This is a genomic window from Anaerostipes sp. 992a (assembly GCF_001940245.1).
Lineage (GTDB): Bacteria > Bacillota > Clostridia > Lachnospirales > Lachnospiraceae > Fimousia.
The window spans coordinates 531,628-554,197 of the sequence record NZ_MJIG01000004.1; the positions used below are offsets into that span (position 1 = coordinate 531,628).

Sequence of the window (22,570 nt, forward strand, 5' to 3'; positions counted from 1 at the left end):
AATTAAAAAAGAAGCAAAAGATTTTGCCAGGATTTGCTTTATAAAAAAAGTATAAATTTCCTTCGTTTGGTACATTCTTTTACTGAATAAATTTTTGGAGGGTAAATGTTATGGCTCTAAATAAAGTTGAAATTTGTGGGGTGAATACAGCAAACCTTCCTCTTTTAACCAACGAAGAAAAAGAGGAATTATTTAAAAGAATCGAACAGGGAGATTTACAGGCACGCGAACAGTATATTAAAGGAAATTTAAGGCTGGTCTTAAGTATCATACAAAGATTTGGCAGCAGCAACGAGAATGCAGATGATCTATTCCAGGTGGGCTGCATTGGCCTAATGAAAGCTGTCGATAATTTCGACCGCAGCCTTAATGTAAAATTTTCTACTTATGCTGTTCCCATGATCATCGGAGAAGTACGAAGATATTTACGAGACAATAATTCCATACGCGTCAGCCGTTCCTTAAGAGATACCGCATATAAAGCAATTTCTGCCAAGGAAAGACTTCTGAAAGAACGCTCAAAGGAGCCTACCATCGATGAAATTGCAGAAGCCATTGAAATGAAAAAAGAAGATGTGCTTTTTGCACTGGATGCCATTGCCAATCCGGTTTCTCTGCACGAACCTCTGTATCAGGAAGGCGGAGATACCTTATATTTGATGGATCAGGTGGGGGATAAAAAGAATACGGAAGAAAACTGGGTAGAAGAGCTTTCTCTAAGAGAAGCTATGAAAAAGCTTTCTGAGCGAGAAAAACGAATCATCGATCTACGTTTTTTTCGCGGCAAGACCCAAACTGAAGTTGCCGACGAAATCAGTATCAGTCAGGCTCAGGTCAGCCGCTTGGAAAAAAACGCATTAAAATCCATGAAGCATTATTTGACATAAAACTTTTCAGGCCTGGAAAAGAAGCCTCAGCAAAGCTTTAACATCTCTGTTTTTAATCTTTTCATAATTTTTTTTTCTAATCTTGAAATATATGATTGGGAAATGCCCAAAAGATCCGCAACCTCTTTTTGGGTCATTTCCCTTCCTTCTTTTTGATCAATTCCAAACCGAAGCTCTACAATAGTCTTTTCCCTCTCGTTTAACACCTCCATGGCCTTTCTTAATAGTTTTCTATCCACCTCATTTTCCAGATCCCGATAAATAATATCCTCATCGGTTCCTAAAATATCTGAAAGCAGCAGTTCATTTCCATCCCAATCCACATTTAGCGGTTCATCAATGGATACCTCCATCCGGGTCTTATTATTTCTACGTAGGTACATCAAAATCTCATTTTCAATACACCTGGATGCATATGTGGCCAACTTGATATTTCTCGTTGGATTAAAGGTATTGATGGCCTTGATCAACCCAATGGTTCCAATGGAGATAAGATCTTCAACACCAATCCCTGTATTGTCGAATTTTTTTGCTATGTAAACGACCAATCTTAAATTGCGTTCGATCAAAAGTGCTCTGGCAGCACTGGAATCCTCAGATGCAAGACGCCCAATGACCTCTTCCTCTTCTCCAGCCTCCAGTGGCGTTGGCAGTATTTCGGAGCCTCCAATATAATGAATTTCTCCTTTCTTTCCCTGTTTCATTTTAAATTTCAACATCATACTCTATTTCCCTCCTGATAAAATTGCTAAAGAATCTCTTTATGTAAAATCATCTCATAGCTTCCATCATTGGATAATGGTCTATGAACAATTCCAATATACGGATGTTTGATGATTCGATTCTTTTCAGGAATAATAAGTGCTTCCATTTGTATTGCAAGCAGGTACCCTTCCGACTCTCCAACAGAGGAGTAGGGAATGACCACTGCTTTCTCCAACTTCTCCCAATCAATGATCGGTGCAATGCAATCCCATACTGCCAAAGACACCGGCTGCCCTGTGTTGGGTACATATAGATTGTTTCCAGTATCCCTCAATGCCTGAAGTTTTACTTTTTTTCCATTATTTTGGCAACAGACGGTATAAAAATCTGTTTGATTGCAATACTTTAGATAAGAGAGTGTTGCAACCATTCCCACTACGGCAGGCAGGTATCCCTTGACTGGAAAAATCATCCAGCATCCTCCTGCCAAAGCCGATACCATCAGATAAGAAAACACGATTTTCCAATGGCCTGCAAGAAGAAAAAGTCCTATAGCCCCTGCCAGAAGCATAAACCAGCGAAATTCTGAAAAACGCAATGCTACAAGAGAAATACCAGATAAAAATACCGCTGACAAAGTTTTTCTGATCATACCCAAATGATACTGTCCAATTACTTCCGTCAGAAACAATAACAACAGGTTCCACAAAAATTGAAGCAAAAAAAGGAGGTCTCCATAAATCTCAACGGTCTGATTCATTTTTCCTCCTCCACTTATTATTTCTGACTCTATTATAAAAAAAAATATGCATGTTCTTTGTCATACTGTGTATGAAAAGAACGTGCATATTCTACATATTTTTCTCTTATTGGACTTCCTACCTATAAAATTTTTATCTTCTTCTATTCTTCAGAAAGTCTGGAATGATAATAACCTCATCATCATAGGTAGCATTCTGGAATCTCTTCTCTTCTTTTTTTGGCTCCTTCTGCTCAGTAGCTGCTGCCACTGGCTGTCCACTGTAAGAAGGCTCCTTCTTCTCTTCTTTTACTGTCTTACGTACTGGAGTCTGTTCATCTCTGATGCCAGTCGCAATAATCGTAATGCTGATCTGCTCATCTGGAATATCGCTTTCTACATTACCAAAGATAATATTGGCTCCATCGCCAGCCACCTCTGTCAGATAAGAAATCGCATCGTATACTTCCTGGATTCCCACATCTCCTGAGAAGTTAACAATAATATCGGTAGCACCGCTTACGGTCGTCTCTAATAATGGACTTTCCATAGCAGTCTTAATTGCTTCGATCGCTCTGTCATCTCCTTCAGAATCCGCAACACCAATACCGATATGTGCAATTCCCTTATCTCTCATGACTGTCTGAACATCTGCAAAGTCAAGATTGATCAAACCTGGCTTATAGATCAGGTCCGTAATTCCCTGTACACCCTGCTGCAGTACTTCATCTGCTTTCTTCAGCGCTGCCGGAATAGAAGTCTTCTTATCACAGATCTGTAACAATTTATCGTTCGGGATAATAATTAAGGTATCAACATTTTCTTTTAATCGATCAATGCCTGAAATGGCATTATTCATACGAGGTCTTCCTTCAAACATAAAAGGTTTGGTTACAACACCTACTGTTAAAATTCCCAGACTCTTCGCAATTTCCGCTACAACTGGAGCTGCACCTGTTCCAGTACCGCCACCCATACCACAGGTAACGAATACCATATCTGCATCTTTTACTAATTCGGTAATGTCTTCCCGATTTTCTTCGATTGCCTGCTGTCCGATCTCAGGCTTTGCACCTGCTCCAAGTCCTTTCGTCAGTTTTTCTCCGATCTGTACTTTTGTTGCTGCTTTACATGCACTTAACGCCTGTTTATCTGTATTAATGCCGACTAATTCTACCCCTTCAATCTGTTCATCGATCATACGGTTTACCGCATTGTTCCCTGCGCCACCCACACCAATGACTAAAATCTTTGCCTGTGTTCTATCCTCATTTGGCATAATTTCTACCACAATTATTTCCTCCTAATCTGGACTCATCCATTTTTTGACTATACTTATATAATATTCTATAATATTTTAGAAGAATCCTCAACTACTTTTTATTACGAAATGTAATAATTTTATGCTGTTCTGTATACTGATCCATATAGAGTGTACCACTTTTCTTCTCCAGACTTTTTAAAACTGCTGGAAGCACAGAAAGCTTTGCATCTAACCCTGTACCAGTCCCCAGATTTATGTCCAGTTTCCCTTTTTTTAGATAAATCTCTCCATCTTCATGAAAGCAAATTTCATCGATGGTCAATTCATTCTTCGTAATCAACGTCGTAATTTTTACGATCTTATCAAAATATTCTCCCTTTTTCACCGGAAGCTTTTCCCCAATTACCACCTTATTATAAGAAAGTCCCGTAACCAAAGGTACATCCGAAAGTCGTTCATTCATAACCTCAAGTGCGTAACCATCCTTATCAAAGTATACATATCGATCTGCATATTCGATACAGCCCGCTCTGGTGCTTTCATGAACATCAATGGTAATTTCGTTCCGATTTATAATCTCAATATCAATCTTCTCCACAAATGGCATAGTCTCAATTGGAAAAAATCGATTTCTCAACTTCAATAAAATGCTGTTCGGAATATAATAATTTCCCTTTACTGCTTTTTTGATTTCCCTATCATCATAATATTTGGTTCCTTCCACATTAATCTTTTTAATCTTACAGCTGCCAATGCCTGCTACAAGACAAAGTACCAATAATAAAAGAAAGACTCTTCCGGTATATTTGGGAAACTGTATCCACTTCTTCTTTTTTGTTTCTTCCTGCTTTTGTCTAAATTCAATGACATTATCCGCAGCCTGGTTTTCCGTATTTTTCATATGTTATCACCATCATTTCCTATATTTTTATCTGACGGGACACGGATAATACCAATCCCATTTCAAGGAGAAGAACCATCAGCGAGGATCCTCCATAGCTAATAAACGGCAATGGAATTCCTGTTGGTGGAAACAGATTTGTTACAACCCCAACATTGATCAGCATCTGTATGCTGACATGAACCGCAACACCAATAGCGATAAGAGATCCAAACAGATCCTGTGCATTCATGGCAATAATCAACATCCTCCATATCAAAACGAGAAAAATCGCAATGACTGCAAAGGCTCCAAATAACCCTAATTCTTCACATACAATGGAAAAGATCATATCATTGTGAGATTCAGGTATGAACCCCATCTTCTGCATACTCTGTCCCAGACCTTTTCCAAAGATTCCTCCAGATCCAATGGCATACAAAGACTGCATAGTCTGAAGTCCCTTTTCATGATGCTCTGGATCCAGCCATATCTGAATACGTTCCATACGGTATGCCGGGCCAAACACCAAATATGCCGTTCCAAGACCAACGACGCCTGCTGCCAGACCAATCAGCTGTTTGGAGCATGGACTGATCACAAAAATCAGAATTCCTGTAATGGCACACAATACAATTGCCGTACTTAAGTTCTCCACAATAACCAGCCCAATGATCGGAAGACAGATCAGCACCCATTTTAGAGAACCCCAAAAGGTCTTAATCTTATGGGAATTTACTGACAGATAATATGCCAGAAATACTATCAAAAACAGCTTGGCAAATTCAGAAGGCTGCAACTGAATTCCCCCAATGGAAATCCACCGTTTCGACCCTTTGGTAACCACTCCAAGAGCTAATACCGCCAACAACGAAATTATGGATGCTGCATATGCCATATTTGCCCATGCCTTTTTCTTAAAAATCCGATAATCGATTCTGGTTACAAGGAACATGAGAAAAAGACTTCCCGCTGCAATTGCTGCCTGCCTGACCAGCCAATGAGTCGTATTCCCATATCTGATCTGACTGGTATAAGAACTGGTACTGTAGATCATTACCAAGCCAAATCCCACTAAGAACAACACAACAAATAGCATTGGATAATCAAAATATTTTCTGGGTTGCTTTTTCGCCAAATCACTTCACCTCTTTTTCCTTATGAGAGACGGTGAACAAATTCTTTGAATTGATCTCCCCGAACTTCATAATTCTTAAACATTCCCCAGCTTGCACATGCTGGTGATAATAAAACAGCATCTCCCTCTTCGGCATGATCAGCTGCATAATTTACCGCTTCCTCTAAAGAATCTACCATGACAATCTGATCAAATCCATGTTCTTTTGCTGTTTTTGCGATTTTTTCTGCAGTCTGTCCTAATAAAATCAGACTTTTTACCTTTCCATCAAAGGCATCGATCCATTCATCATAAGTAGATTTTTTATCATATCCTCCTCCGATCAGATAGGTAGGACGATTCATAGCCTGAATTCCTTTGATCGCTGCATCCGGATTGGTTCCTTTGGAATCATTATAATATGCTACACCATTGATTTCAGCAACAAATTCAATTCGATGAGCAACTCCTTTAAACTTACGAACACCTTCCAGAATTGCCTCTGGTTTTACTCCCATGAAATAGGAAATGGCAATGGCAGCCAGAATATTCTCATGATTGTGTCCTCCCAGAAGATTAATATCTTGCATAGTACAGATGACCTGTCGTGTTCCATTCCAGGAAATCACAAAATCATCTCCATCTAAATATACACCTTTTTCCAACTTTTCCAAACGACTGAAGTAAACCGGCACTGCTTTGATCCGCATTCCCATAGCTCTGGTTGTTGGATCATCGTAATTTAATACGCAATACTCATTTTCCGTCTGATTCATAGCAATCTTAAGCTTGGTATCCGCATAACACTCGACTGTTCCATGTCGGTCCAGATGATCTGGTGTAATATTCAAAACAGCACTGACCTTTGGACGAAACTGTTGGATGGTTTCCAGCTGGAAGCTACTGATCTCTGCCACAATCACACTTTCTTCTTTTGTATCCAACGCCACATTGGTATATGGAATTCCAATATTCCCAACTACGAAGGAAGAATCATACTGACATTTTACGATTTCCCCTACCAGGGCTGTTGTAGTCGTCTTTCCGTTGGTTCCGGTAATGGCTGCAATCTCTCCTCTTGAAAAATAATATGCTAATTCAATCTCGCTCCATACAGGAATCTTATGTTCTTTAAATTTCTGAACAAATGGAGCATTCACAGAAATTCCAGGGCTTAATACCATCAGATCAAATGCCTCGATCATCTCATCTGTCAATTCTCCCAGAATCACTTCTACTGGATGTTTCACCCTTTGTCTGATTTCTTCTTTGTTCAATGCTTCATTTCCATCATACAATACTGTCTCAATTCCAGCCTCTGTTAACAGGTTTGCAGCACCAATTCCGCTAATTCCTGTTCCAGCTACCAGAACTCTTTTGCCTTCTAATTCCATAGCTTATCTCCTTTATATTGCAATAAAACCAATCATACATAATACCGCTGTAACAATTGCAAAAATGGCTACAACTTTTGTTTCCGGCCATCCGGATAATTCAAAATGATGATGAATCGGTGCCATCTTAAATACACGCTTTCCGGTTGTCTTAAATGATGCTACCTGAATGATCACGGATACAACTTCAAGCAGATAGATAAACGCTACAATCGGAATAAATAAAGGCATCTGAAGAACAATTGCTGTAGAAGCTACAAATCCTCCCAACGCCAAGGAACCAGTATCTCCCATAAATACCCGTGCCGGATATACATTAAAGACCAAAAAACCAAGCAAAGCCCCAATGGCTGCTCCTGTCACCGGTTCAATTCCCGCATTTGTTGCAATAGCCACTACCGTAAAGAAGGTAGCAATCAGTACAGTAACACTGGATGCAAGGCCATCCAGACCATCTGTGAAGTTTGCTCCGTTTACTGTTCCCAGAACAATAATAAACAATGCTGGCACAAATAAAATTCCAAATTCCAGATACTTTCCTCCTGAAAACGGAATCAGCATCGTCGTATCCATTCCAGTATAGTTCAAAATATAAAATGCAAAAATTCCGGTTACGATAATCTGTCCCAGCATCTTCTGCCAAGCACGTAGCCCTAAGTTTCTCTTCATAACAACCTTGATATAATCATCAATAAATCCGATCAATCCAAATCCTAATGTTACAAATAGAATTGGAATAATGTTCGGATATCTCTTCACATAGAAAATTGAACCTACAATAATACCTAATAAAATAATCAGACCACCCATGGTCGGTGTCCCGGATTTCTTCAAATGAGATTCCGGACCTTCATCACGAATAAACTGACCAAACTTTAACTTCTGTAAATATTTAATCATTGTTGGACTCAGTAACAAGCATACAAAAAATGCAATCAATACTGGAATAATAATATCATTTTTTATCATTTTACACACCTCTTTTGTTTTTTCATCTACAGGTTCTCTCTATCAATCCAGACAACCAACGGTCGCTGGATTAACCCCTTAACTTCATAATTATATATTCTTTTATTCTCATAATCAAGAGTCAAAGCTTTGTTTCATTCCCAAATACGGTAAAATATTTTCAAATAATTCTTTTACTGCCGGTGCTGCTATGGTTCCCCCGTAGTAAACTCCCTCTGGTTCATCGATAAGAATCAGAGCCATCACGGTAGGATGCTCCGCACTGGCAAATCCTAAAAAAGAAGAAATATACTTTCCGGTTCTTCTTGGCAGCTTTTCACTGGTAGCAGTCTTGCCACCAATTTTGTATCCTTCGATCTTTGCGCGCTTCCCAGATCCTTCTGATACGACATCCTCTAAAATATCCCGCAGTAATGCAGAAGTACTGCTGGATAATGCTCCCTGCCGTTCTTCATACTTCAGCACCTCCTTAGATGTTTTTAATCCAAAATGAGGGGTGATCAGCTTTCCTCCATTGACAGCAGCGCTGGCTGCCCGCAAAAGCTGCAATGGGGTAATCTGAATGGACTGGCCAAATGCCATTGTCGCCAGTTCTACAGCCCCAATATTTTTTAACGCATGCATAATAGAATTTGCCTCTCCTGGCACATCAATGCCCGTCTTTTCAAACAGTCCCAGCTTTTTATAATAATCGTACATTCTCTTTTTGCCCACACGGGCCGCTACATCCATAAATACAGGATTACAGGAATTCATGACCCCTTCCCGGAAAGTCTCGCCTCCATGTCCCCCTGCCTTATGACAGCGGATTCTACGATCTTCTACGATCCGAAAGCCAGGACAGGAGAATGTATCCGATTCTTTCACGGCACCGGATTCCAGCCCCGCTGCAGCCGTTACGATCTTAAAGGTGGAACCTGGCTCATAGGTATCATTCACACACCAGTTTCTCCACATCTGATTTAATTTTTCCTGCTTTTTCTTCGCTGACATCTGGTCAGTATTCTTAACATTCTTCAGCTTATACGGTTCATTCAGATTAAATTCCGGCACATTGACCATTGCAAAAATCTCTCCATTCTGCGGATTCATAACAACCATGGATACTCTCTTTGCTTTTTTTGCAATTTTTACTTTTTCACAAATCTGCTGCGCATATTTTTGAATGTGCACATCCATAGTAAGATACAGATCTTTTCCAGCAACCGGTTCCTGTCTCTCTTCTTCTGCATTTTTGATTTCTTTTCCTTTTCCATCGGTCATGGTAAGGATTTTTCCATTTTTTCCTTTTAACACAGATTCATAGGTAACCTCCAGGCCAATAATTCCCTGATTATCTGCCCCGGTAAATCCAAGTACCGTAGATGCCAGTTCCTCATATGGATAATACCTCTTATAATCTTCATCTACCATAACCCCATCCAGCTTTTGATCGCGGATTTGATTGGCGATTTCCTTTGACACATTACTTTTTATCTTTTCTCTCGCCGAAATTGTCTCTACCTTTTTCCTGATTTCTTCCTCGTCTATATCCAATATGGAAGAAAGCTGCGTGATCACCCGCTCTGGATCTGTTATCTGACTGTGAATCACGGATATGGAACAAACTGCTCTATTACCTGCAAGAATCACTCCATTCCGATCATATATCACACCTCTGGGTGCTTTGATTTCTCTTTCCCGCTGATGTAGATCTTTGGCAAGCTTTAAATATCTTTCAGATTGAAAGATCATCACATATCCAAGCCTTATGGACACTGCTGTTGTCATAGCCAGAATCAATACGATCAGAAGCAATGCTCTCCTTTTTTGGACAGTTCTCATATTATAAAAATACCCTATCTTAGTGTTATTATAGTGTATTATCTCTAAGATAGGGTTATGATTGCTAATTTTTTTCCTGATCCGTCTCCTTTTCATTATTGGTCTCAACGTCCATATATTTTAAAGAATCCTTCAGGATATCTCTGGTCATCTCTACTGCGAGTTTTGTATTAGACTGACTGCCTTTTTGAATTTCATCAATCGTCACATACACGACTAGTTCCGGATTGTCATCCGGAGCAAATCCAATAAAGGATACCAGACGCTTATCGGTTCCACGAGGATACTTTTCCGCAGTTCCTGTTTTTCCCCCAATGTTATATTCATCAATCTGTGCAACCTTTGCTGTTCCCTTTAATACAGTATCTCTCATATAGGATTTTAATTTCTCACTGGTTTCCTGACTGACTGTCTTTTTCACCAAGGTCTTTTCAATATTTTTTTCCACATTGCCTTCACTGTCTAAAATCTGCTTTACCATATGTGGCTGATAATAATATCCTCCATTCACCAAAGAACAGAAGGCAGATGCCAGCTGAATCATCGTACATTGAAAGCTTTGTCCAAAGGAACTGGTAGCCAGATCCATATCCGCCATATCCTCTCCATGGAGAACATTAGAGGCACTGGCTTCCCCTGGAAGATCAATTCCTGTAGAAGAACCAAATCCAAAAATTTTCTGGTATTTTACAAATGTCTTACTTCCCATTTTAGCAGCCATCTGCATCATAGAATCATTACATGATAAGGCAATGGTATCCGACAATGGAATCGTACCATGTACATGGGAACATCCAATATGGGTTCCATCGACGGTCTGTCCTCCATCACAGGTAAAATACTCATTTCCTTTTAACAAACCTGTCTCCAGCCCTGTAGCAACTGTAAATGGTTTAAATGTAGATCCGGGTTCATAGGTCGTACTGACTGTATAATTACTCCAGATGGAGCTATATGCATCTGATTTCTGCTGCTTTGTCATCTTGGCCAGCTTGGATGCCTTATAGTACTTTTTCAGATTCTTTTCACTCATTGGGTCCATGAGGTCATAGGTCTTTGAATTAGCCATTCCCAGAACCTCTCCATTGTTAGGGTTCATAACAAGAACCGATGCATTCTTACTGCCGTAATTTTTCTGAAATTTTCGTAAATATTTTTCTGTGATCCTCTGGATGTTAATATCCAAAGTAGAAACCAGCGTCTTGCCATCTACTGGCTCCTCGATGGAGGAATCGTATTCTAATTCTTCGTTCAAATACGTATATCTACGCCCTTCTGTTCCTTTTAAAATACTATTGTAATACTGTTCCAGTCCACCCACACCGATATCACCATCTGACACAAAACCAATGGCGTGGCAGGCAAGCGTATGATTCGGATAGATTCTCTGATAGCTTTCATCCAGCCAGATGCCAACCAAGCTTTTTCCTTCTTCGCCTTTCAGATATTTTTTTAAGTCAGAAATCTGCTCCTCGGTCAATCCTGTTACCAATTCTTCATAATAGGAATCTTTATTACTTAAAGCATCCTGTATCTCTGTATCGGATATATCCAGATACTTTTTCAATGCTGCCGTTATCTTGATCTCATTATCTGTTTTGATTTCGTTGCCATTCTCATCCTTCGAACGGGTACCGATAATATTCTTTGGCTCTAAAATAACCGTATAGAATTTCTTGTTGGTTGCCATCACATTACCATTGGTATCCAGAATGCTCCCACGCTTATATGGGATTACTGTATTGGAATACCGTTGTTGAGCCAATACCTGTTTTTTATAAGTATCCTTCTTTATAATGCCCAAATAAGTCAGTTTTCCCATAATAACCAATAGAAAAATCAATAAAACCCCAAGGATGCCCAACAGCCTGACACTCATCGTACCTGTGAGTCTCCGATACGGCTTCACTCTTACTCGTCGTTTCTTCACAATACTCACCTGTGTTATTCCGGAATGGACTCATACTGTCGGACATAATCCTTACTTTCATTACTATACTTAATAATATGGCTTGCCTTCGGTTTGATCATTCCTAATTTATTGATTGCTTTTTCTTTTATCTCACTCAAATCTGCTTCTGAATATATCTCATCTTCCAGATCATCATTCTCAATTTTGGAAGAATTCAATTCTGTCTTTAAAACTGCAATTTCCTTGCGAAGCTGTACGTTAGCCGCATTAATATGTACATAAGAAATACACACTGCCACTAAAAGAAGCACTGCTATGTACAATCTCTTGCTGTGCCATTCAAAGTCAAAAGTTCTCTCCTGCCTTGGTTTCTTCGGCTCCTCTTTTCTTTTCTTTGGCGCCTTTGGCTGTTGCGGCTGTATTGCAGGATCTACACTTCTTGCCGTATTGCCATAGATCAGTTCATAACGTTCTTCTGTTGTCATACTTTTCACCCCTATTCACATCGCTCAAATACGCGTAATTTTGAACTTTTTGATCTTTTATTTTCTTCGATTTCTTCCTTCGTAGGAACAATCGGTTTTCTCGTGACTACATGTCCCTTCGGTTTCTTTCCGCAAGTACACACTGGAAAAGATGGAGGACAGGTACAAGGGTTCTCGTTTCTGCGATAAATGGTCTTAACAATACGATCCTCCAATGAATGAAACGTAATAATACAGATTCTTCCTCCCTCTCTCAGTAAATCTATCATATCATCCAGACTGTTATTGAGAACTTCCAGCTCCTGATTGAGTTCAATCCGAATGGCCTGAAAGGTCTTTTTCGCAGGATGTCCACCTTTTGCACGTACCTTTGCCGGAATCGCACCTTTAATGATCTCAATCAACTGCCCCGTCGTTTCAATGGGTGCTTCCTGTCTTGCTGCTACGATGTGCTTGGCAATGTTCTTAGCAAACTTGTCCTCTCCATAATCGCGAATCATATGAAACAGTTCCATCTCGGTGTATTCATTTACAATATTTTTCGCAGTACGGCTCTGCCTCTGATCCATTCTCATATCCAACGGAACATCTTCCCGATAGGTAAATCCCCGTTCTGCATTATCAAGCTGATAAGAGGAAACACCTAAATCCAACACAATTCCATCTACCTTTTCAATCCCCAGATCATATAGCACCTGCTTCATATTCACATAATTACTGCGAACGATCGTTACTTTATCCCCAAAGGGCTCTAATCGCTTTTTCCCTGCTTCTATGGCTGCTTCATCCTGGTCAATACCGATAAAACGCCCTTGCTCATTGAGGCGACTGCAAACCTGATAGGCATGTCCGGCGCCTCCCAATGTTCCATCTACATAGATCCCATCTGGTTTAATATTCAAATATTCGATTGTCTCATCCAACAACACTGATTTATGTTTAAATTCCATCTCTATCCTTTTCACCGATCAAAAGCAAAATCCCATTTCCTGCATCTTACCTGCAATTTCATCCATATCATTAAAAGAATTCACTGCTTCCCATCGTTCTTTACTCCATATTTCTAATTTATTCAGGCTGCCTGCAATCACAGCCTCCTTTTTAATATCCGCAAACTCCCTTAAGGTCTGTGGTATTAAGATTCTCCCCTGCTTATCCAGCTGGGTCATGCCCGCTCCTGTGGTAAAAAATCGCACATACTGCCGTGCCTCTTTATTAAAGGTAACCGGGAGTTGTCTTAACTTCTCTTGAAAAAGATCCCATTCTTTTTCAGGAAACACAAATAGGCATCCATCTAATCCCCTTGTCAAAACAAAATTCTCTCCCAATTCTTCTCGAAATTTTGCCGGAATTATCAGCCTGCCCTTGGTATCTACTGTATGTTTATATTCACTCATGAACATAACATCACCTGCTTTTTCAAAAGTTGACAATCCGCTTCCTGATCCCCCACTTTTATGCACAACATACCCACAATTCTCCACCGAGTTACTATTTTATTTTAATTGATAGGCTTATAAAATTCAAGAGTTATCCACACATTTTAAGAAAATCTTAGACTTTTAAAGCAGTTCTTATGTAATTCGCTGAAAGGGTTTTATTACATAAGAAAAGCCATATATTCATTCATGAACATATGACTTTTCTTATATACTAATTCTTTTTCATAAATCGAATGAGCAATCCACTACCTATTATGATCAAAATCAATGCCAGACATTGTGAAACTCTAAAACCTGTTCCAAACAACAATAAGGAATCGGTCCGCATCCCTTCGATAAAAAATCGTCCGATGCCATAACCAACAAAATAAATTGCCATCATCTGTCCATCTCTGGTCTTTCTCTTCCGAAACCATATTAAAAACAACAGTACTCCAAGATTCCATAATCCTTCATAGAGGAACGTTGGCTGGACTTGTATATAATCCACCCCTCCAACGCTTACGATATGCTCCAATATCTCACCATTCAACACATCAGAAATTCTCCCATCAGAAAAAAACGACAGAGGAATCTGCATGGCAAACAATCCATCTGTATATCCTCCGAAAGCCTCCCGGTTGAAAAAATTGCCCCAACGACCGATGATCTGTCCAGCCAACAGTCCCATAACTGCTGTATCTGCCATCAAAAGTGGCGATTGCTTTCGAACCTTACAGAAAATGAAAAGTGTAACAATCGCTGCCAAAACGCCTCCATAGATCGCCAATCCACCATTACGTATCAAAAAGATCTCGCCCAGATTCTCCTTATAATAATCCCAGGAAAAAATCACATAATACGCTCTTGCTCCAATAATCGCCGGTACCACCATGGTCAATAGATAATCCAGATAAATTTCCGGATCCTGTCCTGTCCTTTTGGCTTCCCGCTGAGCCAAACATAATCCTGCCAGAAAACCAAGTGCGATCATCACCCCATAAAACCTTATTTCAAATCCAAAGATCGTAATTCCTGTTCCCACATAATCCAAAACAAGATTAAGATTGGGAAAACGAATATCCATATTATCACTTCCTTTCTCCGGTGATCCATTTTCAATGGACATCCTGCCCTTCAGAAACATTGTATCGACTTCGTTTCTACTTGTCAACGCTCGCATAAATGTGATACACTTAACATTGGCTTATTTTAACACTTTAAAAGATAATTTATAATAAGGAAGGATCTTTAGAATGAAATTAGGAATTGTCGGTTTACCAAACGTCGGTAAAAGTACCTTATTTAACTCTTTAACAAAGGCCGGTGCAGAATCTGCCAACTACCCATTCTGTACCATCGATCCTAATATCGGAATTGTAACGGTACCAGATGAACGTTTGAACAAATTAGATGAAATGTACCACTCTAAAAAAATCGTACCAGCCGTTATTGAATTTGTAGATATTGCCGGTCTGGTAAAAGGAGCTTCCAAGGGAGAAGGACTTGGAAACCAGTTTTTATCCAACATTCGTGAAGTAGATGCTATTGTACATGTTGTTCGTTGCTTTGAAAACAGCAACATCGTTCACGTAGATGGTTCTGTAAATCCACTTCGCGATATCGAAACTATTAACTTTGAACTGATTTTCTCAGATATTGAGCTTTTGGATCGCAGAATTTCCAAATCCATCCGAGGTGCAAAAAATGACAAGGCTCTGGCACAGGAAGTGGAATTTTTACAAAAAGTAAAAGCACATCTGGAAGATGGAAAATTAGCAAAAACCTTCGAAGTTGACGATGAGGACATGCAGGCAGTGTTAGATTCCTGCAACCTTTTGACTACCAAACCTGTCATTTTTGCTGCTAATGTAGATGAAGACCATTTGGAAGATGATGGTGCCTCTAACCCTTACGTAGCCGATGTTCGCGAATATGCCAAAGAGATGGACGCAGAAGTATTCGTAATCTGTGCACAGATCGAACAGGAAATCGCAGAGCTGGATGACGATGAGAAGAAAGAATTCTTAGAAGACCTGGGATTAAAGGAATCTGGTCTGGAAAAATTAATCCGTGCCAGCTATTCTCTTCTTGGACTGATCAGCTACCTGACAGCTGGTGAACCAGAAGTCCGCGCATGGACCATCAAAAAAGGAACAAAAGCTCCTCAGGCTGCTGGTAAGATTCACAGTGACTTCGAACGTGGCTTTATCAAAGCAGAGGTTGTTGCTTATAAAGATCTGATGGATTGTGGAAGCATGTTGGCTGCCAAAGAAAAAGGTCTGGTAAGACAGGAAGGAAAAGAATACGTTGTACAGGATGGCGATGTCATCTTATTCCGATTCAATGTATAGTGGAGCGTTTTCATGGAATAGGAAAAGAAATTTCCTATTCCATGAAAAAGAGTTGCTGTGTTAAAAGAATCTTCAAAATTCTTTTATTCTACAGCAACTCTTTTTTATTTTACAAGAGAGATCCGGTTCTGCAATACAAACTTCATTCTAACCCGAATCCCTGCACATCCTATCTGACATATGTAAACCGATTTTTATTAAAAAACCTCTAAAATCAATTTTGCAGTATTTACCATATTCATGCCGCTATCCATACTATACTTTTGAAGATAGCTATGAGCTTCCGCTTCTGTCATCCCATTATTCTGCATAATAATAGATTTGGCTTCCTCAATCAGTGCCTTTTGCTCCGGCGTTCTTTCTCTTAATTTCTTTCTCCGTCTTTTCTTTTCCAGGACAATCTCTGCAAGCATCCCCTGTACTTTTTCCACCAATGCATATACCTTGATCGGCATTGGCAAACATGGAACTCCACTGATATTTAATTCCTCCAAATGAGTTCTAGAAGTGACCACCAACATCGCAAAATCTTTCGGAAGATATTCCCGCAGCTCATCATACATCATATCCGAATATTTATACCCGCAAACAAGTAACCCCTCATCTAAATCACCAATTCTATGAATCACCTGACTTCCAGAAGTGCAGACCGCAGTTACTTCAATCCCACTCCGCATCAAAACATTTCGAATATTCTTAGCGTCACTCGATTTGGGAAATAATACTATTACATTAACCACGTTCCCACCTCCAGTCAGCAGTCCAAACGTTACTAAATCTTATACAGGTATTCATTGATTTCCCAGTCTGTTACCTGACTCTGATAAGACTGTAATTCTTTTGTCTTCGCATTTAAATACATATTAAAAATATGCTCTCCCAATATCTCCTTCATAAATTCTGAATTTCGGAACGCACGAATGGATTCACGCATATCTCTTGGTAAAGAACGAATCTCTGCGGCAGCCCGTTCTTCATTGCTCATCTCATACTGATTTCCAGACATCTGAGGTCCTGGATCCATACCTTCTTGTACTCCAGCAAGACCCGCTGCCAGACAAACAGCCAATGTCAGATATGGATTAGCTGCTGCATCCGGAGAACGAAATTCCAGTCTGGTTCCAACTCCTCTTGCCGCTGGAATACGAACCAATGGACTACGATTGCTGGTAGACCAGGTAATATCAATCGGTGCTTCATATCCTGGAACCAGACGCTTATACGAATTGATCAATGGATTGGTAATCAATGCCATCTCTGGAGCATATTTTAAAACTCCTGCAAGAAAATGGTATCCAACTTCACTGATGCCCAATTTTCCCTTGGAATCTGCAAAGATGTTCTTTCCATTGTTCCATAGTGACATATTTATATGCATACCAGAACCATCTACCTCGGTAATTGGTTTTGGCATGAAGCTTGCATAAAGTCCATGACGCTTTGCAATGGACTTTACAACCAGCTTAAAGGTCATAATATTATCTGCTGTCTTTAAGGCATTGGTATACTTAAAATCAATTTCATGCTGTGCAGGTGCTACCTCGTGATGAGAAGCCTCGATCTCAAATCCCATCTCTTCCAGGGTAAGCACAATATCTCTTCTGGCATTCTCTCCTAAATCAAGCGGTGCCACATCAAAATAGCCTGCTTTCTCATGAGTAATTGTCGTAGGTCTTCCTTCCTCGTCAGTGTGGAATAAGAAAAATTCACACTCTGGCCCTACACAGAAATTGTATCCCATCTTGGCTGCTTTTCTTAAAACTTTTTTCAATACCCCTCTTGGATCCCCTTCAAATGGAATTCCATCCGGACGATACACATCACAGATCAAACGGGCAACCTGTACACTAGAAGATCTCCAGGAAAATATACTAAAAGTATCCAGATCTGGGTATAAATACATATCAGATTCATCAATACGAACAAAGCCATCCACAGAAGAACCATCAAACATACATTTATTGTCCAATGCTTTTTCCAACTGTCTGGCAGTAATTGCTACATTTTTTAAAGTACCGAATACATCCGTAAACTGAAGACGGATAAATTCTACATCATTTTCTTCTACAAGACGCATAATGTCCTGTTTTGTATAATGAGACATCATTACATCTCCTTTCCTTTATATCAGTGCGTATATAATTTGATTTTAACAACTAATGATTTTTTTGTCAATAAACTGTAAAACCATTTAATTTTTATAACTATTTTTCTCTTTTTTCTTTTAAATATAAACAGCCGGGAACATTTTTTTCCCGGCTGTTACAATCGTATTTCTTCTATATTAAATAGTCGCAATATCAATAAGAGTCAGTTTATCTTTATGTGCTGTCTCCAAACTGATCAGCAATGCATTGGCTGTATCCAGAGAGGTTAAGCAGGTAACTCCTGTTTCAATTGCATTTCTTCGAATTAAAAATCCGTCTCTGCTCTTTCCTACTCCATGAGAAGGTGTATCGATAACCAGATCGATTTCATGACTTAAGATCAGATCCAACAGGTTTGGAGATTCTTCTTCAATTTTATTGATCGGAGTTGCTGGAACACCATTCTTATTTAGAATACGACAGGTATTCTTTGTAGAATAAATCTGATATCCCAATGCAGCAAATCTTCTTCCTACATCTACTGCCTCCAGCTTATCGGAATCCTTAACCGTAAGAATCATCTTCTTATGTTTCGGTAAATCTACGCCATCTCCTAAGAATGCTTTATATAAGGCTTCATTAAAGTCCTTAGAAATACCCAAACACTCTCCTGTTGACTTCATCTCCGGTCCTAAACTGATCTCAGCACCACGCAGCTTTTCAAATGAAAATACCGGCATCTTTACTGCAAAGTAATCTGCTTCTTTCTGTAATCCTGGTTCATATCCCAGATCACGAATCTTAGCACCTACGATCACCTGTGAAGCAAGGTCTACGATCGGAATTCCTGTTACTTTACTGATATAAGGAACCGTACGGCTGGAACGAGGATTTACCTCAATAACATATACTTCATCCTGGTGTACGATAAACTGAATATTGATCAGACCAATGACGTGTAAGGATTTTGCAAGCTTTCTTGTATAGTCTTCAATAACCCTCTTGATCTTTGGTGAGATGTTCAAGGAAGGATATACAGAAATACTATCTCCAGAGTGAATTCCTGCTCTTTCGATGTGTTCCATAATTCCTGGAATCAATACATCGGTACCATCACAAACAGCATCTACTTCTACTTCTTTTCCCATCAGGTATTTATCTACCAGAATTGGATGTTCCTGGTGCTGGCGGTTGATAATTCCAAGATACTGTACAATATCTTCATCAGAAACCGCAATCTGCATTCCCTGTCCCCCGAGTACGTAAGAAGGTCTTACTAATACCGGATATCCAAGATCATGAGCGGCCTCTAACGCTTCCTCTACAGTAAATACGGTTGTTCCTCTTGGTCTTGGGATACAGCATTCTTCTAAAATTTCGTCAAATAACTCTCTATCTTCTGCTGCATCTACATTTTCTGCACTGGTTCCTAAGATTGGCACTCCCATCTTACGCAATGCTTCTGTCAGCTTGATCGCTGTCTGTCCACCGAACTGTACTACTGCACCATCTGGTTTTTCCAGATTTACGATGCTTTCTACATCCTCTGCTGTCAATGGTTCAAAATATAATTTATCTGCAATATCAAAGTCTGTGGATACAGTCTCTGGATTATTATTTACAATAATCGTCTCATATCCCTGCTCTTTTAATGCCCACACACTGTGCACAGAACAATAATCGAACTCAATTCCCTGACCAATACGAATCGGACCGGAACCAAGAACCATCACTTTCTTCTTATGGTTTACTGCTTCTACTTCGTTGACACTTCCATAGCAAGAATAATAGTAAGGTGTCATAGCTTCAAATTCAGCTGCACAAGTATCAACGATCTTATATGCAGGTGTAATTCCATACTGCATACGAAGTTCCTTGATCTCATCTTCTGTTTTACCGGTAAATCTTGCAATCACATTGTCCGGGAATTCAAGACGTTTTGCTTCTGCTAATAAGTCTTTGTCCAGTTCTTTGGCATTTCGAATCTTCTGTTCTGTCTCAACCAGAATCGCAATCTTATCCAAGAACCATAAATCAATTTTGGTTACTTCATTGATCTTATCTAAGGCAACACCCCTTCTGATACATTCTGCGATCACATAGATACGACGGTCATCAACTTTTTTCAGTTCTTCTGCCAGCTGCTCATCTGTAAATGTCTTATAAGGACCATAGTCTAAGCTGTCCACATTCTGCTCCAGAGAACGAATGGCTTTCATTAATGCCCCTTCGAAATTGGTGCAGATACTCATAACTTCACCAGTTGCCTTCATCTGTGTTGTCAATGTTCTCTTTGCCTGAATAAACTTATCAAATGGCAGTCTTGGAATCTTTACGACACAGTAATCCAAGGTTGGTTCAAAACTTGCATAAGTCTTGCCTGTTACCGCATTTATAATTTCATCCAGATGATATCCCAATGCAATTTTTGCTGTTACCTTGGCGATCGGGTATCCAGTAGCTTTTGATGCCAGTGCAGAAGAACGGCTGACACGAGGATTTACTTCAATAACACAGTACTCAAATGATTCTGGGTTCAATGCATATTGTACATTACATCCACCTTCTACATTTAATTCAGAAATGATCTTCAACGCAGATGTACGAAGCATCTGGTATTCTTTATCTCCTAATGTCTGTGATGGTGCAACTACGATACTGTCACCGGTATGCACTCCTACAGGATCTAAGTTTTCCATATTACATACGGTAATACATGTTCCATTGGCATCACGCATTACTTCGTATTCGATTTCCTTCCATCCAGCAATGCAGCGTTCTACCAAAACTTCATTTACTCGACTCAATCGAAGACCGTTTTCCAAAATAGTAATAAATTCTTCTTCATCGGCTGCGATTCCGCCGCCGCTTCCTCCTAATGTATATGCAGGACGAAGTACCACTGGGTATCCAATCTGTTTTACGAATTCCAGCCCATCCTCTACGTTATTTACAACCTGGCTTGGTGCAATTGGCTCCCCAATCTTTTCCATGGTATCTTTAAATTCCTGTCTATCCTCTGCCTTTTTAATCGTCTTAGCAGAAGTACCGATCAAACGGACACGATTTTCTTTTAAAAATCCACGTTCCTCTAATTCCATGGCGATATTTAATGCTGCCTGTCCACCTAAAGTAGGAAGAACACTGTCCGGTTTTTCTTTTAAAATTAATTTTTCTACTACTTCTACGGTCAAAGGTTCAATATAGACCTTATCCGCAATATTTTTATCGGTCATAATCGTTGCCGGGTTAGAGTTTACCAGTACAACCTCAATACCTTCTTCCTTCAGAGAACGACAAGCCTGTGTACCGGCGTAGTCGAATTCTGCTGCCTGACCGATTACGATCGGTCCGGAACCAATTACTAATACTTTTTTAATATGATTATCTTTTGGCATTATCTTGACACCTCCATCATGTTCATAAATTCATCAAATAAGAAGTTTGAATCAACAGGTCCAGGACATGCCTCTGGATGAAACTGAACTGTTAAAATATTTTTATTTAAATAATGAAGGCCTTCCACTGTCTTATCGTTTACATTAATAAAAGCGACTTCTGCAATAGTTCTGTCGATACTTTCCTCTTTTACTACATATCCATGGTTCTGAGAAGAAATATATACTTTTCCGGTCTTTAAGTCTTTGACCGGATGGTTTCCTCCGCGGTGTCCGTATTTCATTTTTTCAGTATCACCGCCAACAGCCAATGCCATTAACTGATGTCCCAGACAAATTGCAAAAATAGGAATTTCACTTGCATATAATTTTTTAAGCTCTTCAATAATTGTGACACATTCTTTTGGATCCCCAGGACCATTGGATAACATGATTCCATCTGGTTTGGATGCCAAAATCGTCTCCGCTTTCGTATCAGCAGGATAAACAGTTACTTCACATCCCCTTTCAACCAGACAACGTTCAATATTGTTCTTTGTACCAAGGTCCATCAAAGCAACTTTATAACCATCGCCCTCATAATGTCTTGGTTCTGCACAGGTTACTGTCTTTACCGCATTTACAACACGATATTCTCTTACCTTCCTCAGAACTTCTTCTTTATCAAAATTCTCATTGGTTGTAATCATACCATTCATGGTACCCTTTTCACGAAGAATCTTGGTTAATGCACGGGTATCAAGACCACAGATTCCTGGAATATCCTGTTCTTTCAAAAATGTATCAAGATCTCCCTGTTTTCTAAAATTGCTGGCGAGTCTAGAAACTTCACGAACAATAAATGCTGTTGGCCAAGCTCTTCTAGATTCCATATCATCATAACAAATTCCATAATTTCCAATTAACGGATAAGTCATAACAACTCCCTGTCCCTGGTAGGATGGGTCTGTTAATACCTCTAAATATCCTGTCATAGATGTGTTAAATACAACTTCACACACCACTTCTTTGACTGCTCCAAAGCTCTGACCTTCAAAAATCTGGCCGTCTTCCAGAATCAAAAATGCCTTCATCGTGTCACCTATCCTTTCCTAAAAAAGCTCAAAAAAAAAGAGGCATCTATAATTAGGAATA

19 protein-coding genes are annotated in these 22,570 nt (G+C 39.6%); 2 read left to right on the forward strand and 17 right to left on the reverse strand.

What is annotated here, in order from left to right:
* Positions 1-110 precede the first annotated feature (110 nt).
* Positions 111-887 (forward strand): RNA polymerase sporulation sigma factor SigG, encoded by a 777-nt coding sequence (gene sigG, locus BHF69_RS06820; protein ID WP_075670295.1) that lies wholly within the window; start codon positions 111-113, stop codon positions 885-887.
* 26 nt (positions 888-913) lie between these two features.
* Here the strand turns inward: sigG and sigE are convergent, their stop codons facing one another.
* The 13 genes from sigE to lgt all read right to left on the reverse strand — a co-directional run bounded on the left by sigE (position 914) and on the right by lgt (position 14,684).
* Entirely contained in the window at positions 914-1,609 is a 696-nt protein-coding gene (gene sigE / locus BHF69_RS06825) for an RNA polymerase sporulation sigma factor SigE (RefSeq protein ID WP_075670296.1), read from the reverse strand.
* 26 nt (positions 1,610-1,635) lie between these two features.
* On the reverse strand, positions 1,636-2,352 hold the full coding sequence (locus tag BHF69_RS06830) for a sigma-E processing peptidase SpoIIGA (protein ID WP_075670297.1): 717 nt from the start codon (positions 2,350-2,352) through the stop codon (positions 1,636-1,638).
* A gap of 133 nt (positions 2,353-2,485) precedes the next feature.
* Positions 2,486-3,610, reverse strand: a complete 1,125-nt coding sequence (gene ftsZ, locus BHF69_RS06835) for a cell division protein FtsZ (RefSeq protein ID WP_075671747.1) — start codon at positions 3,608-3,610, stop codon at positions 2,486-2,488.
* 94 nt (positions 3,611-3,704) lie between these two features.
* Positions 3,705-4,496 (reverse strand): cell division protein FtsQ/DivIB, encoded by a 792-nt coding sequence (locus BHF69_RS06840; protein ID WP_075670298.1) that lies wholly within the window; start codon positions 4,494-4,496, stop codon positions 3,705-3,707.
* A gap of 19 nt (positions 4,497-4,515) precedes the next feature.
* A complete protein-coding gene (ftsW, locus tag BHF69_RS06845) occupies positions 4,516-5,613 on the reverse strand; it encodes a putative lipid II flippase FtsW (RefSeq protein ID WP_075670299.1) in 1,098 nt (365 codons plus the stop codon).
* A 20-nt stretch (positions 5,614-5,633) separates the two neighbouring features.
* A complete protein-coding gene (gene murD, locus BHF69_RS06850; protein WP_075670300.1) occupies positions 5,634-6,986 on the reverse strand; it encodes a UDP-N-acetylmuramoyl-L-alanine--D-glutamate ligase in 1,353 nt (450 codons plus the stop codon).
* A gap of 12 nt (positions 6,987-6,998) precedes the next feature.
* The gene (mraY, locus tag BHF69_RS06855; protein WP_075671749.1) at positions 6,999-7,952 is read right to left on the reverse strand and encodes a phospho-N-acetylmuramoyl-pentapeptide-transferase; all 954 of its coding nucleotides are present in this window, start codon (positions 7,950-7,952) and stop codon (positions 6,999-7,001) included.
* Positions 7,953-8,069: 117 nt separating this feature from the next.
* Entirely contained in the window at positions 8,070-9,725 is a 1,656-nt protein-coding gene (locus BHF69_RS06860) for a peptidoglycan D,D-transpeptidase FtsI family protein (RefSeq protein WP_442855854.1), read from the reverse strand.
* A 118-nt stretch (positions 9,726-9,843) separates the two neighbouring features.
* Complete coding sequence (locus tag BHF69_RS06865; RefSeq protein ID WP_242946129.1) at positions 9,844-11,709, reverse strand: peptidoglycan D,D-transpeptidase FtsI family protein; 1,866 nt, start codon at positions 11,707-11,709, stop codon at positions 9,844-9,846.
* Positions 11,710-11,723: 14 nt separating this feature from the next.
* Positions 11,724-12,176: a septum formation initiator family protein gene (locus BHF69_RS06870; protein WP_075670303.1), complete on the reverse strand. Its 453-nt coding sequence runs from the start codon at positions 12,174-12,176 to the stop codon at positions 11,724-11,726.
* Between the two features lie 11 nt (positions 12,177-12,187).
* Positions 12,188-13,126 carry a 16S rRNA (cytosine(1402)-N(4))-methyltransferase RsmH gene (gene rsmH / locus BHF69_RS06875; protein WP_075670304.1) on the reverse strand — a complete coding sequence of 313 codons (939 nt, stop codon included), beginning with the start codon at positions 13,124-13,126 and terminating at the stop codon, positions 12,188-12,190.
* Between the two features lie 18 nt (positions 13,127-13,144).
* On the reverse strand, positions 13,145-13,579 hold the full coding sequence (gene mraZ / locus BHF69_RS06880) for a division/cell wall cluster transcriptional repressor MraZ (RefSeq protein ID WP_075671751.1): 435 nt from the start codon (positions 13,577-13,579) through the stop codon (positions 13,145-13,147).
* A 250-nt stretch (positions 13,580-13,829) separates the two neighbouring features.
* Positions 13,830-14,684 carry a prolipoprotein diacylglyceryl transferase gene (gene lgt / locus BHF69_RS06885; protein WP_075671753.1) on the reverse strand — a complete coding sequence of 285 codons (855 nt, stop codon included), beginning with the start codon at positions 14,682-14,684 and terminating at the stop codon, positions 13,830-13,832.
* A gap of 169 nt (positions 14,685-14,853) precedes the next feature.
* Here lgt and ychF point away from each other — a divergent pair, with 169 nt between their 5' ends.
* Entirely contained in the window at positions 14,854-15,951 is a 1,098-nt protein-coding gene (ychF, locus tag BHF69_RS06890) for a redox-regulated ATPase YchF (RefSeq protein ID WP_075670305.1), read from the forward strand.
* A 197-nt stretch (positions 15,952-16,148) separates the two neighbouring features.
* Here the strand turns inward: ychF and BHF69_RS06895 are convergent, their stop codons facing one another.
* The 4 genes from BHF69_RS06895 to BHF69_RS06910 all read right to left on the reverse strand — a co-directional run bounded on the left by BHF69_RS06895 (position 16,149) and on the right by BHF69_RS06910 (position 22,509).
* Complete coding sequence (locus tag BHF69_RS06895) at positions 16,149-16,691, reverse strand: ANTAR domain-containing response regulator (protein WP_075670306.1); 543 nt, start codon at positions 16,689-16,691, stop codon at positions 16,149-16,151.
* A gap of 32 nt (positions 16,692-16,723) precedes the next feature.
* Entirely contained in the window at positions 16,724-18,055 is a 1,332-nt protein-coding gene (gene glnA, locus BHF69_RS06900) for a type I glutamate--ammonia ligase (RefSeq protein ID WP_075670307.1), read from the reverse strand.
* Positions 18,056-18,235: 180 nt separating this feature from the next.
* Positions 18,236-21,436 (reverse strand): carbamoyl-phosphate synthase large subunit, encoded by a 3,201-nt coding sequence (carB, locus tag BHF69_RS06905; protein ID WP_075670308.1) that lies wholly within the window; start codon positions 21,434-21,436, stop codon positions 18,236-18,238.
* A complete protein-coding gene (locus tag BHF69_RS06910; RefSeq protein ID WP_075670309.1) occupies positions 21,436-22,509 on the reverse strand; it encodes a carbamoyl phosphate synthase small subunit in 1,074 nt (357 codons plus the stop codon). Before BHF69_RS06910 ends, carB begins: the two co-directional genes overlap by 1 nt.
* Between the last annotated feature and the right edge of the window lie 61 nt (positions 22,510-22,570).

Bases quoted from the DNA above. Each gene is read 5' to 3' on its own strand.
- sigG (WP_075670295.1), top strand. From the start codon at position 111: ATGGCTCTAAATAAAGTTGAAATTTGTGGGGTGAATACAGCAAACCTT.
- sigE (WP_075670296.1), bottom strand. From the start codon at position 1,609: ATGATGTTGAAATTTAAAATGAAACAGGGAAAGAAAGGAGAAATTCAT.
- BHF69_RS06830 (WP_075670297.1), bottom strand. From the start codon at position 2,352: ATGAATCAGACCGTTGAGATTTATGGAGACCTCCTTTTTTTGCTTCAA.
- ftsZ (WP_075671747.1), bottom strand. From the start codon at position 3,610: ATGCCAAATGAGGATAGAACACAGGCAAAGATTTTAGTCATTGGTGTG.
- BHF69_RS06840 (WP_075670298.1), bottom strand. From the start codon at position 4,496: ATGAAAAATACGGAAAACCAGGCTGCGGATAATGTCATTGAATTTAGA.
- murD (WP_075670300.1), bottom strand. From the start codon at position 6,986: ATGGAATTAGAAGGCAAAAGAGTTCTGGTAGCTGGAACAGGAATTAGC.
- BHF69_RS06860 (WP_442855854.1), bottom strand. From the start codon at position 9,725: ATGACAACAGCAGTGTCCATAAGGCTTGGATATGTGATGATCTTTCAA.
- BHF69_RS06870 (WP_075670303.1), bottom strand. From the start codon at position 12,176: ATGACAACAGAAGAACGTTATGAACTGATCTATGGCAATACGGCAAGA.
- rsmH (WP_075670304.1), bottom strand. From the start codon at position 13,126: ATGGAATTTAAACATAAATCAGTGTTGTTGGATGAGACAATCGAATAT.
- mraZ (WP_075671751.1), bottom strand. From the start codon at position 13,579: ATGTTCATGAGTGAATATAAACATACAGTAGATACCAAGGGCAGGCTG.
- lgt (WP_075671753.1), bottom strand. From the start codon at position 14,684: ATGGATATTCGTTTTCCCAATCTTAATCTTGTTTTGGATTATGTGGGA.
- ychF (WP_075670305.1), top strand. From the start codon at position 14,854: ATGAAATTAGGAATTGTCGGTTTACCAAACGTCGGTAAAAGTACCTTA.
- glnA (WP_075670307.1), bottom strand. From the start codon at position 18,055: ATGTCTCATTATACAAAACAGGACATTATGCGTCTTGTAGAAGAAAAT.
- carB (WP_075670308.1), bottom strand. From the start codon at position 21,436: ATGCCAAAAGATAATCATATTAAAAAAGTATTAGTAATTGGTTCCGGA.
- BHF69_RS06910 (WP_075670309.1), bottom strand. From the start codon at position 22,509: ATGAAGGCATTTTTGATTCTGGAAGACGGCCAGATTTTTGAAGGTCAG.